Source organism: Sphingobacterium sp. UBA2610, from assembly GCF_002339225.1.
In the GTDB taxonomy this organism is placed as follows: Bacteria; Bacteroidota; Bacteroidia; order Sphingobacteriales; family Sphingobacteriaceae; genus Sphingobacterium; species Sphingobacterium multivorum.
This window is the reverse complement of record NZ_DDKA01000013.1, coordinates 153562-165755: the sequence shown is the minus strand read 5'-3', so window position 1 is coordinate 165755 and position 12194 is coordinate 153562. Positions and strand designations below refer to the sequence as shown.

General features: G+C 39.4%; 11 protein-coding genes. 10 read left to right on the top strand and 1 reads right to left on the bottom strand.

All coding sequences use genetic code 11. The features are described 5' to 3' along the window. From murD to B4Z47_RS09560, 8 genes are all read left to right on the top strand, one after another. Positions 1–1374 carry a UDP-N-acetylmuramoyl-L-alanine--D-glutamate ligase gene (murD, locus tag B4Z47_RS09595; protein WP_070564947.1) on the top strand — a complete coding sequence of 458 codons (1374 nt, stop codon included), beginning with the start codon at positions 1–3 and terminating at the stop codon, positions 1372–1374. 30 nt (positions 1375–1404) lie between these two features. Next, positions 1405–2604 (top strand): FtsW/RodA/SpoVE family cell cycle protein, encoded by a 1200-nt coding sequence (locus B4Z47_RS09590; RefSeq protein ID WP_046673971.1) that lies wholly within the window; start codon positions 1405–1407, stop codon positions 2602–2604. A gap of 13 nt (positions 2605–2617) precedes the next feature. Beyond that, positions 2618–3721, top strand: coding sequence for an undecaprenyldiphospho-muramoylpentapeptide beta-N-acetylglucosaminyltransferase (gene murG, locus B4Z47_RS09585; protein ID WP_070564950.1), 1104 nt, complete (start codon positions 2618–2620; stop codon positions 3719–3721). 7 nt (positions 3722–3728) lie between these two features. Beyond that, positions 3729–5084, top strand: a complete 1356-nt coding sequence (gene murC, locus B4Z47_RS09580; RefSeq protein WP_286727282.1) for a UDP-N-acetylmuramate--L-alanine ligase — start codon at positions 3729–3731, stop codon at positions 5082–5084. After that, positions 5077–5913, top strand: a complete 837-nt coding sequence (locus B4Z47_RS09575) for a cell division protein FtsQ/DivIB (protein ID WP_070564956.1) — start codon at positions 5077–5079, stop codon at positions 5911–5913. Before murC ends, B4Z47_RS09575 begins: the two co-directional genes overlap by 8 nt. A gap of 25 nt (positions 5914–5938) precedes the next feature. After that, positions 5939–7315, top strand: coding sequence for a cell division protein FtsA (gene ftsA, locus B4Z47_RS09570; RefSeq protein ID WP_070564959.1), 1377 nt, complete (start codon positions 5939–5941; stop codon positions 7313–7315). A 140-nt stretch (positions 7316–7455) separates the two neighbouring features. Further along, entirely contained in the window at positions 7456–9153 is a 1698-nt protein-coding gene (ftsZ, locus tag B4Z47_RS09565) for a cell division protein FtsZ (RefSeq protein WP_286727280.1), read from the top strand. An 88-nt stretch (positions 9154–9241) separates the two neighbouring features. Next, the gene (locus B4Z47_RS09560; protein WP_070564965.1) at positions 9242–10384 is read left to right on the top strand and encodes a sugar phosphate isomerase/epimerase family protein; all 1143 of its coding nucleotides are present in this window, start codon (positions 9242–9244) and stop codon (positions 10382–10384) included. Between the two features lie 29 nt (positions 10385–10413). On the opposite strand, the gene B4Z47_RS09555 is transcribed toward B4Z47_RS09560, so the two are convergent. Then, positions 10414–11055, bottom strand: a complete 642-nt coding sequence (locus B4Z47_RS09555; protein ID WP_070564968.1) for a response regulator transcription factor — start codon at positions 11053–11055, stop codon at positions 10414–10416. 278 nt (positions 11056–11333) lie between these two features. Between B4Z47_RS09555 and mscL the strand changes: the two genes are divergently transcribed. Next, positions 11334–11741, top strand: coding sequence for a large-conductance mechanosensitive channel protein MscL (gene mscL / locus B4Z47_RS09550; protein ID WP_046673978.1), 408 nt, complete (start codon positions 11334–11336; stop codon positions 11739–11741). 239 nt (positions 11742–11980) lie between these two features. Then, positions 11981–12139, top strand: coding sequence for a 50S ribosomal protein L34 (gene rpmH / locus B4Z47_RS09545; protein ID WP_075991291.1), 159 nt, complete (start codon positions 11981–11983; stop codon positions 12137–12139). Positions 12140–12194 lie beyond the last annotated feature (55 nt).

Below are 12194 nucleotides of genomic sequence, written 5' to 3'. Positions count from 1 at the left end.
ATGTCAAATATTGCAACAACATATTATCCTCAATCTGGAAGTTTGGTCATTTTAGGGGCAGGCGAAAGCGGTGTTGGAACGGCGATTCTTGGGAAAGAAAAGGGATTTGATGTATTTGTGTCAGATAAAGGGCTTATTGCAGACCACTATAAGGAACAACTAAAAGCGGAGGGAATAGCTTTCGAAGAAGGTCAACATGACGAAGGCCGTATCTTGAATGCTGCACTGGTTGTAAAAAGCCCTGGTATTCCAGCGACCGTACCATTGGTCGTTGCATTGAGAGCAAAGAATATACCTGTGATTGCAGAAATTGAATTTGCGGCGCAATATACGGATGCAAAGTTAATCTGTATTACAGGGTCAAACGGAAAGTCTACGACGACGATGTTGACTTATGAAATGCTTAAGCATGGCGGTTTAAACGTCGGATTGGCAGGTAATATCGGGAAAAGCTTTGCATTGCAGGTGGCTAAAGAACAGTTCGATTGCTATGTATTGGAAATATCGAGCTTTATGCTGGACGATATGTACCATTTTAGAGCAGATGTTGCTGTTATACTGAATATTACTCCTGATCATTTGGATCGCTATGACCATAAAATGGAAAATTATGTGGATTCAAAATTCAGAATGATTCAGAATCAAACGGAGAAGGATTATTTTATATACTGCCTGGACGATCCGGAAACAGTTAAAGGATTGGAAAGACATCATAGTAAAGGGACCTATTTGCCTTTTACACAAGAACAACTTGTTGAATTGGGGGCTTATTTAAATGCCAACAAAACAATAATTATTAATACACCAAATAACGATACATTCACTATGAGAGCTGAGGAATTGTCATTGCAGGGGAAGCATAATATTTATAATAGCATGGCTTCTGGGTTAATTGCGAAAGTGCAGGAATTGAGAAATCAAGTGATGAAAGAAAGTATGGGATCGTATGTGAATATTCCACATCGCCTTGAACATGTAGCCTGTATCGGCGGTGTAAATTACATTAACGATTCAAAGGCGACGAATGTAAATTCGGTATGGTATGCTTTGGAAAGTTTCTCTACACCAATCGTGTTGTTGTTGGGTGGCGTGGATAAAGGAAACGATTACAGTATGCTTGCTGATTTGGTCAAAGACAAGGTGCGCGCTATCGTTTGTTTAGGAAAAGATACGGCTGCAATTCATAAAGCATTTGAACAAGATGTGGAGATTATTGTCAACAGTACCTCCATGCAAGATGCCGTGGTATTGTCGTCCCACTTAGCTCAAAAAGGTGACACCGTCTTATTGTCTCCTGCTTGCGCTAGTTTTGATTGGTTTAAGAATTATGAAGATCGTGGCGATAAATTTAAGGCTGCTGTAATGGAATTATAAATGGTGTAACCCAATAAGAGGAGGAAGGATATGCTACAGAATATAATGTCTAAATTGAAGGGTGATCGATGGATATGGATCATTGTGATTATCTTATCGGGATGGTCACTTTTGGCTGTATACAGTTCGGTGGGTACCTTGGCTTATAAAGAAGGGAAAGGGACTGAAATGTATCTGTTAAAGCATTTCTCTATCATTGCCATAGGCTTTGTCCTGATGTATCTTTCTCACAAGTTAGATTATCGGTATTATGCGGGTATATCCAAAATAATGATGGGTATTACAATCCCTTTATTGTTGTTTACGCTGTTGTTCGGAAGTAAAGTTAATGAAGCTAGTCGTTGGTTGACTATCCCTGGTATAGGTTTGACCTTTCAAACATCGGATTTAGCAAAGTTGTCACTTATCGTCTTTCTTGCAAGGATGTTATCCCGGAAGCAGGAAGAGATCAAAGATGTGAAAAAATCGTTCTTACCCATTATGGGGTCGGTGTGTGGTGTGTTTATTCTGATTGCCTTGGCCAATCTATCTACCGCATTGATGCTGTTTGGCGTGAGTGTTTTATTGCTCTTGATCGGACGGATTAGTTTTAAGCAGATTGCCATTGTTTGTTGTGGCGGAGGGGTGCTCCTTATGATGGTTATCTTCTTTGGTCCCCGTAGAACGACTTATATCAGCCGGGTAAAATCTTTTTTTCATACTGAAAAAGTGGATAAAACGGTATCCTTCCAGGATGATAAAAATTATCAGGCAAACAATGCGAAAATTGCTATAGCAACTGGTGGGCTTTTTGGAAAAGGACCGGGAAATAGTGTGCAACGTAATGTGTTGCCGCACCCTTATTCCGATTTTATTTACGCGATTATCATTGAAGAATATGGAACAGTCGGGGGGGTGATTCTGCTATTTCTGTATTTGGCATTTATGTATCGATGTATACGTATTGTCACGATGAGTCCCAAAGCTTTTGGTACTTTTCTGGCTGCGGGTTTGGGATTTAGTTTGACAATTCAGGCTTTGGCCAATATGGCTGTTGCCGTCGGATTGGGACCAGTAACGGGGGTTCCGCTTCCACTAGTGAGTATGGGAGGAACCTCGATTTTATTTACGAGTGTCGCCTTGGGAATCATCCTGAGTGTGAGTAGAAATATTGAAGAATTAAAAGGTAAAGAAGAGCTGGATGAAAAGCCTAAACCGAAAAAAGTGGTTATAGGATCTATTCCTGCATAATAATAAATTAAGCATGGCAATTCGCGTAATTATCAGTGGTGGTGGAACCGGAGGACATATCTTTCCGGCGATTTCAATTGCAAATGCGTTGAAGGCAATGGATCCTGCAAATGAAATTCTATTTGTGGGTGCCAATGGCCGGATGGAAATGGATAAAGTGCCCGCAGCAGGATATAAGATTGTTGGACTCGACATTCAGGGAATCAATAGAAAGCAGCTGTGGAAGAATATCTTTTTGCCGTTTAAGCTTATGAAAAGTTTAAATAAAGCAAAAAGCATAATTAAGGATTTTAGACCGGATGTGGCTGTAGGGGTAGGTGGTTTTGCTTCAGGTCCATTGCTAATGATGGCCAATAAGCTGGAGGTGCCAACAGTCGTGCAAGAACAGAATTCCTATGCTGGTGTAACCAACAAAAAAGTTGGTGCTAAGGCTGCAAAAATATGTGTGGCTTATGAGGGGATGGAGCAATTCTTTCCTGCGGACAAAGTATTGCTCACCGGCAATCCAATAAGACGCGAGTCTATTGCGATAGCGGGAAAAAGAGAGGAGGCCTTAGCGTTCTTTGCGTTAGATCCACACAAAAAAACAATTTTGGTACTTGGCGGTAGTTTGGGGGCTAAAACATTAAATGAAAGTGTTGTTGCTTACCTGAATGAGCTAAAGGAGGAAGAAGTGCAGCTGATTTGGCAATGCGGTAGTTTCTATGTTGAAAACCTACACGCGGAGTTGACAGGTAAACTTCCAGGTAATATCAAGATGCTGGCCTTTCTTCAGCGCATGGATTATGCTTATGCTGCGGCAGATTTGATTATTAGCCGTGCTGGAGCCGGTACCATCTCTGAGCTCTGTGTGGTTGGAAAACCTGTTATCCTTGTGCCTTCACCCAATGTGGCCGAAGATCATCAGACCAAAAATGCAATGGCATTGGTCAATAAAGGTGCTGCATTACTGGTGAAGGATAGTGATGCACAAAGAGACTTAATACCTGCTGCTTTAACTTTATTAAAAGACGCAGATCATGTCTCACAATTAAGTGGGAATATTAAAAAACTCGGTAAGTTGAATGCTGATGTGCAGATTGCCGAGGAGGTGTATAAATTGGTTAAAAAAAAATAGACGAAGTATGAATCTAGATGCAATAAAACAAGTTTACTTGATCGGAATAGGTGGTATAGGCATGAGTGGCCTTGCACGCTATTTTAAGCATTTGGGCTGTGAGGTGGATGGATATGACCGTACAGAAACTGAGCTGACTAAAACCTTAGTCAAGGAAGGGATCGCGATCTCCTATCAGGATGATATCAATACGATTGATGCTATTTTTAACGTACCTACGACGGAGACATTAGTCATTTTTACACCGGCTATTCCTAAAGATTCGAAGATTAAAGCTTTTTTTGAATCACAAGGACATACGCTCTATAAACGATCTCAAGTTTTGGGGATCATTAGTGAAAGTAGATTTACAGTAGCGGTTGCTGGTACACATGGTAAAACGACAACTTCTACAATGGTGGCACATGTATTGAAAGATTCGGGCTACGACTGTTCGGCCTTTTTGGGTGGAATCAGTTCTAACTACGGTACCAATGTGCTTTATGGAAATAATAATACAGTTGTGGTTGAGGCTGATGAGTTTGATCGTTCATTCCTGACGCTTCACCCCAATATCGCAATAGTAACTTCTTCTGATGCGGATCATCTGGACATTTATGGCGATCGGAGCCATTTGCTTGAATCGTTCCAAATGTTCTTGGATAAAGTTGTTGAAGGAGGTACACGTATTATAAAAAAAGGCCTCGAGTTTGAGGGGCAAATAAGTTATTCAGGCCATGAAATCGCTGATGCATATGCTTCCAGTGTGCATGTACGCGATGGAGAGTTCTTTTTTGATTACCAAGATACCAACGGACGAATAGATGATATTCATTTGGGTATCCCTGGTATCCACAATGTTGAAAACGCGGTAGCTGCGATTGCGGTAGCCCGTTTACTTGGAATTGCAGACGAAGCTATTAAGAAAGCGTTGACGACATTTAAAGGCGTGAAAAGAAGGTTTGAATATATTGTCCGTAAACCTGGAGTGGTGTATATTGATGATTATGCGCACCATCCAGAGGAACTGCGTGCATTTTTAACTTCGATGCGGAAATTGTATCCTACGAAAAAGTTAAATGTGGTCTTTCAGCCGCATTTATTTACGCGTACGCGGGATTTTGTGGATGGTTTCGCCGAGGTATTGTCCATGGCTGACAAGCTGTTGTTAATGGAAATCTATCCTGCACGGGAGCTTCCTATTGAAGGGATCAATTCGAGTTGGTTATTGGATAAAATTACGGCAGCGGAAAAACAGCTTGTAACTGCAGAAGAAGTCTTGGAATTTGCACGCGATGAAAAGCCGGAACTGATTGTTACAGTTGGGGCAGGTGATATTGACAAATTGGTTAAACCGTTACAGGCAATTTTAGAGCATGCTTAAAAAATTACGTAACATACAATGGAATCGTGTCCTCTACTTTACACTATTTTTTATAGGTGTAATTGTTGTCGTCGTGATTATGACTATTGTGGGGAAACGTGATGAGCAGCAAGTTTGTAAAGATATTAAGATTGTCATTGAAGGTACAGAAGCCTTTATTGATCAGGCGGATATCTCTAAGTTAATAGAACATAACTATGGTAGTTTCGTGGGAAAGAAAGTCAATGGAATTCCCTTTCAGAAAGTTGAAAAAACCTTACGTAAATTACCTTATGTGTCCGATGCCAGTATACATGCCGATATGGATGGTACGATCAGAATTAATATTAATCAGCGCGAGGCTGTCATGCGGATCATCAACAAAAATGGAAAGGAGTTTTATGTTGACCCCAAAGGATTGAAGATACCGACAACGTTGAAGTATATACCGCACATCATGGTTGCAACAGGGAATATCGCAGAAGGATATAATGAAGCACTGGATACCATAGCAACACCATTGGTTAAAGATTTGGTTAAGGTCGTTGAATTTATCAAAAATGACGAATTATGGAGTAATCAGGTTGTGCAGATATATGTGAACTCGGATAAGGATATTGAACTTGTACCTCGTGTAGGGACACAGCAATTAATTGTTGGATCGGCAGATTCATTGGAACAAAAATTTGAATTATTAAAGACCTTTTATACGCAGATCATGCCAAAGGTAGGTATAAATGCTTACGGTGTTGTCAATGTGAAATATGGAGGTCAGATCATCTGTGAAAAACGAGGAAACTGGAGTTTTTCAGGCGATCAAACAAAAAAAGTAGCAAATAATACATTATAGTAATACAGCAACAATACAGGAAATTATGAACTCAAAGGCAGCAGAAATTGAAAGAGAAAACCCAATTATCGTGGGACTCGATATTGGTACTACCAAAATTTGTGTTACGGTTGGGAGACGTAGCTCAGGAAACAAAATTGAATTATTAGGTGTGGGGAAAGCGGACTCTGCCGGTGTAAGCCGCGGAGTAGTTGCTAATATCCAGAAAACTGTGGGAAGTATTTTAGAGGCTGTTGAGATAGCCGAAGCGCAGTCTAATGTGGATATTAAAGTGGTGAATGTGGGAATTGCTGGCCAACACATCAAAAGTATTCAACACCGTGGAATATTTACCAAAACCGATGGTGACGACGAAATCATTCGACGCGATATCGAACGACTGATTTCGGATATGTATAAACTGGTACTGCCTCCAGGAGAAGAAATTATACATGTTTTACCACAGGAATTTACGGTAGATAACGAGCCGGGGATTCGCGAACCTATCGGTATGGCGGGGCGTCGTATTGAAGCAAATTTCCATATTATATCGGGACGTGTAACTGATATTAAAAACATCAAAAAATGTATTGATAATTCCAATCTGGAAGTTGCTGAATTGATTCTCGAGCCTTTAGCGTCTTCAGAAGCTGTATTGGATGAAGACGAAAAAAATGCTGGTGTTGTATTAGTAGATATCGGTGGTGGAACCACAGATGTTGCCATCTTCCATGAAGGAATTATTCGTCACACAGCCGTGATTCCTTTAGGCGGTAATATCGTCACAGAAGATATCCGTCAGGGATGTTCTGTTTTGCGTTCCCAAGCTGAATTGTTGAAAACTCGCTTTGGATCAGCTTTAGCTGATGAAAACAAAGAAAATGAGGTGATTTGCGTGCCCGGATTAAAAGGTCGTGAACCAAAAGAAATTTCTGTTAAAAACCTAGCTTATATCATCCAAGCTAGAATGGAGGAAATTATTGAGCACGTGTATTATGAAATCAAATCTTCTGGATATGAAAATAAACTGATCGGTGGTATTGTGATTACCGGTGGTGGTGCTCAATTAAAACATTTGGTACAACTTGTTGAATATATTACTGGAATAGATTGTCGTATCGGATTTCCGAATGAATATCTTTCTAAGAACGAGGTTTTACCAAAACCGTTGTTTGAAGAATTGAAAAGTCCGTTGTATGCAACAAGTATCGGCTTGTTGATCAAGGGAATCCAGTCGCACGAGGAAGAGGAAGATAGCCGGAGAGAAATGCACGCCCCATCTAAAAAAGTGCAGGCCGCTACGGTGACAACAAAAGAAGTTTCTGAACAGCAACAAAAGGAGCAAGGATTATTGTCATGGTTCAAACGTTTTATCAAAGACGGTAATGAAATCGATGACGCAAGTTTTTTAGATAAGAAGTAAGTTTTCCACAATAGTTGAAGTTTTCCACAATTTAACAAATGTGGAAAACTTTTGTTGAAATTATATTATTATTACATTACATATAGTGGGTTTGATTCGTTTTGATATCATCTTCATTGTAAGTTAAATAGGGATAAGTTATGTCAATACAGTTTGAAATGTTAAAAGAACAATCTTCAATAATCAAGGTTATTGGGGTTGGTGGTGGTGGCGGCAATGCCGTAAACCACATGTATAAACAAGGAATTAGTGGGGTAGATTTTATCGTGTGTAATACTGATGCGCAAGCATTGGAATTGAGCCCGATCCCAAATAAAGTTCAATTGGGGATAAGTCTGACCGAAGGAATGGGAGCAGGAGCAGATCCTGATGTAGGTGAAAATTCAGCGATCGAAAGTATTGAAGATATCAAACGTATGTTGGGTACCAATACCAAGATGTTGTTTATTACAGCTGGTATGGGCGGTGGTACTGGTACCGGTGCTAGTCCTGTATTAGCGAAAGCTGCCAAAGAATTGGGTATTTTAACTGTTGCGATTGTAACTACGCCCTTTACGTTTGAAGGTAAACGCCGTCGTTCACAAGCGGAGGAAGGACTTTCGGAATTACGTAAATATGTAGACTCTTATCTTGTGATCTCAAATGACCGCCTTCGTGAGATCTTTGGTAATTTGACCATGACTGCGGCTTTTGCAAAAGCAGATGATATATTGACTACCGCGGCAAAAGGTATCGCCGAAATAATAACTATCCCTGGTTATGTAAACGTCGATTTTAAAGATGTTCGCACTGTTATGAACGATAGTGGTGTTGCCATAATGGGAAATGCTGTTGCCGAAGGTGAAGATCGTGCATTACGTGCAGTGGAAGGTGCCTTAGCTTCTCCATTGTTGAAAGACAATGAGATTGAAGGTGCTCGCTATATTTTATTGAATATTACTTCTGGAACGAAAGAAGTAACTATGGATGAAGTTGCGATCATTACGGATTACATTCAGGAAAAAGCTGGTTTGTCAGCAGATTTGATCTGGGGTAACTGTATTGATGAGAATTTTGAAGACGAATTGTCAGTAACAATTATTGCCACTGGTTTTCAAACATCTGAAGAACGTGATAAAGAACGTGAAAATACAAAGGTGTCTATGCCCTTAACTGCTGAACCGGCTAATTCTTTTATCAAACCTGTTTCTCAGGTAGCACCAAGAGAAGTTCCAGCTACGAATAGTTTCGTAACTCCGGTTCAACGTGTGGATACACCAGCACCTTCTACAAATACTTCTACTCCAAATAATTTGCAATCTGACTTGTTCACTTCTCCCAGAAATGCGGTACAACAACAGGTAGCTGTTGAGGAACCACAGGTAATACGTCATGATTTGGGTTTTGATGGTGGTTATGAAGAGGAAACTACATTTGGAGATAGTGATTTTCAGTTGAAAACCTCACCGTCAGTGTTTCAATTCCAGATGCCAACAGTGTTTGATTCTTACACAGCTCCTTCTGCGTCAGGATATGAGGAAAAACCTACATTTTCATCAAGTACAACAAATGAGCAAGTAGAAGTCCCTCAGGTAGAAGAAGAGCAAGTTTCGTTTGAAGATCAGCTGGTTCGTACAAAAGAACGCATCTTGCGTCTTAAAGAATTGAGCATGAAACTAAAATCTTCTAATGGTCTACATGAGTTGGAAAACGAGCCTGCTTATAAGCGGAAACAAATGTCATTGGAAGATACACCGCATTCTTCACAATCTCAGGTGTCTCGTTTTACACTTTCCTTTGAAGACGGAAATACTGAAATTAGACCGAACAATTCTTTCCTACATGATAATGTAGACTAATTGATTCACCATAAAATAACAAAAAGCCATCCAATCGGATGGCTTTTTTAGTATCTTTAAATACCGAAATAAGACAATTATACAAGCTATGACGACAAAATTAAATAACCCTGTATGGGTAATGAGTTCTGCATTTGATAAATTATCCTTACCAGAGTTGATTCAGACGACCAAAAGAATCGGAGCAGGGGGGATAGACCTTTGTGTGTTTAGAAAAGATGGTACCCGTGAAGATCATACCGCAACGCATTTGGATTATGATGATTTTACTCCTGCAAAAGCGAGGGAAATCATTGAGCTGTTCAATCAGGCTGATTTAAAACTTTCGCTTGGTGCTTTTGAAAATATGATTGGCGGAGATCCTGAGCAACGAGTGAAGAATCAAAATCATTTATTGAAATTGATCCGTATTGCACATTTGCTGGGAGGTGATGCAAATAACGTTAAGGTAGGGACATTTGTGGGCTACAATCATGAATTGGGCAATCAAATTGATGGATTTCAGAAAAATCTTGAAGAATACAAGCGTGTATTTGCGCCCATTGTTAATTATGCAGAGAGTTTAGGTGTAACGATCCTTTATGAGAACTGCCCAATGGAAGGATGGCGCTCATCACGTTATAGCTCTACCTATAACAATCTTCCAGCAGTGCTTGCTGCTCGTAAATTAATGTATGCGATGATACCAAGTAAGGCTCATGGTGAGATCTATGATCCTTCACATGATGTCTGGCAAAATACAAACCCAATAGACGTTATTCGTAATACGGACATCACGCGCTTACAACGTATACATGTGAAGACTACGCGTAATCTACAGACTGCTGCACGTATTGATTGGGGCGGGATGTATCCCATGCAGCATGTTGACGCCGAATTGGCTAAAAAAGCGAATGTAAGTATACCGGGCCACGACTGGGATAGACATCATTACGAAGCTATGTTGCCAGGCTTTGGCGGATCTGACAGTATGGATTGGCGCGGGTTTGTTGACTTATTGCAAGAGCGTGGTTTCAGTGGTCCCTTTGAGATCGAAAATGAAGCTAAAAACTCGAAAGACACGGGTGATTTTTCTGCAACGGTTCAAGGTTTTACAACCTGTCTTAACTTTTTGGCACCGATGCTATGGGATTTAGAAGCAGAGGTGGGGTATTCTTATAAGAAATCTCAACCTTTAAAAGATCTGAACGTAAAAGATGTTCCTGTTGTTACGATGGATGAGTTAATTTAGTATGATAAAAATACACTCCAACAAAATGACTAGTTGTTGGAGTGTATTCTGAACAGTTCGATAAGTTCAGGAATATTAGAAACATTGAGTTTTTCAAAGATTCTGCTTTTATACGTGCTCACTGTTGAAGGGCTTAAGTCCAACAAGCTAGATACTTCAATAATCCCCAGTCCCTTTATCAATTGTTTAGCAACGTCCACCTCTCTATTTGACAAACGTGCCAACGGATTTAGTTTTGTCAGCTCAGACTTACTCTGCGTCAATTTCTGAATGTATAGGTCCTGTACGTTGCTCGACATATACTTTCCTCTATCCTGAATAGCCAAAATAGCATTGGAAAGTTCAGCCATAGCTGTTGTTTTGTTTAGGTAGCCTACTGCTCCGGCTTCGATATAACGTAAAGCATAAAGTGATTCGTCATAAGATGAGAAAATCAAAATTTTAATGCTTGGCCGAATTTGAAGGATTTCCTCAACGACACGTATATTATTTCCTCCCGGCATATTAATGTCCAATAATAATAGGTCGAAATCCTCTACCTTTATTTTTTCAAGAACCTCGTCAAAGGTTTCAGCTTGGAATATTTCTGCTTTTTGAAGAGTTTCTTTAATAATAACGGAGGCTCCTAATCGTACAATGCCGTGGTCGTCTGCTATAAGAATCTTTTTCATAGATATGCTATCTGATGCTGGGCTTTAATTACTGTATGAAATAAAGTACTAACAATATACAATATATCTTGATATTTTACTAGTTAACGGGCAAATATAAGAAATTAAAGTTAATAAAAATTAGTGGGGTGCGGGGTACATGTCTTTTTTATAAAGTAGGACATGGGTTAGAAAATATAGCACAATATGAGTTTAACGATAAAAAATTAGCATATTTTAATTAGATTTATGTGACAATTATTAGTTTTGTCATAATTCATGGACTAAAAAATTTAAATATGGGATTTTTAAAAGAGTTTAAAGAGTTTGCAATGCGTGGCAGCGTAGTAGATCTAGCTGTCGGTGTTGTCATTGGTGGAGCTTTTGGTAAAATTGTTACCTCATTGGTTGATGATATTATCATGCCACCCATTGGTTATTTAACTGGGGGTGTTGATTTTTCATCCAAAAAATTGATTTTGAAAGCTGCTGATGAAGCGACTAAACAAGCTGAAGTATCTATTAATTATGGAAACTTTATTAATGTGGTTATTCAATTTTTAATTGTAGCATTCTGTATTTTTTGTGTTATTAAGGCTTTAAATTCGTTGAAACGTAAAGAGGAAGCAGCTCCGGCGGCCCCTGCAGCACCGACAAAAGAAGAAACGCTTTTGACTGAGATCAGAGATATTCTGAAAAATAAATAGGGCAGGGTTTATACTTCATTTATAAAAATCAGCACAGTCAAACTGTGCTGATTTTTATTTTACGGTAGTTGAAAAATTGTTTTTTGAAGCTGTAGCTGAATAAATTAGCTTATCCGTTTTACATTAACTTTAAATGTTCGTAATATTGTTTGTTTTTGTCTAAAATAAACTTTACTTTTGCATTCCTCTTGGGGAGTTTTGTATTAATTGAAGTAAGAACAAATTAGCATAATAGCGTCATGAAAAGAACATTTCAGCCATCGCAAAGAAAAAGAAGAAACAAACACGGTTTTAGAGAGCGCATGAGCTCTGCAAACGGTAGAAGAGTATTAGCTTCACGTAGAGCTAAAGGTAGAAAACGTCTTACAGTGTCTGACGAATACCGTCACAAAGGTTAATCTTTGACAAGGATCGGTGGCCGCTTATAAGAGCTTTTTCTAATAAGATTAAGTC

Bases quoted from the DNA above. Each gene is read 5' to 3' on its own strand.
- ftsA (WP_070564959.1), top strand. From the start codon at position 5,939: ATGAACTCAAAGGCAGCAGAAATTGAAAGAGAAAACCCAATTATCGTG.
- B4Z47_RS09560 (WP_070564965.1), top strand. From the start codon at position 9,242: ATGACGACAAAATTAAATAACCCTGTATGGGTAATGAGTTCTGCATTT.
- murG (WP_070564950.1), top strand. From the start codon at position 2,618: ATGGCAATTCGCGTAATTATCAGTGGTGGTGGAACCGGAGGACATATC.
- murC (WP_286727282.1), top strand. From the start codon at position 3,729: ATGAATCTAGATGCAATAAAACAAGTTTACTTGATCGGAATAGGTGGT.
- B4Z47_RS09555 (WP_070564968.1), bottom strand. From the start codon at position 11,055: ATGAAAAAGATTCTTATAGCAGACGACCACGGCATTGTACGATTAGGA.
- B4Z47_RS09590 (WP_046673971.1), top strand. From the start codon at position 1,405: ATGCTACAGAATATAATGTCTAAATTGAAGGGTGATCGATGGATATGG.
- B4Z47_RS09575 (WP_070564956.1), top strand. From the start codon at position 5,077: ATGCTTAAAAAATTACGTAACATACAATGGAATCGTGTCCTCTACTTT.
- murD (WP_070564947.1), top strand. From the start codon at position 1: ATGTCAAATATTGCAACAACATATTATCCTCAATCTGGAAGTTTGGTC.
- mscL (WP_046673978.1), top strand. From the start codon at position 11,334: ATGGGATTTTTAAAAGAGTTTAAAGAGTTTGCAATGCGTGGCAGCGTA.
- rpmH (WP_075991291.1), top strand. From the start codon at position 11,981: ATGAAAAGAACATTTCAGCCATCGCAAAGAAAAAGAAGAAACAAACAC.
- ftsZ (WP_286727280.1), top strand. From the start codon at position 7,456: ATGTCAATACAGTTTGAAATGTTAAAAGAACAATCTTCAATAATCAAG.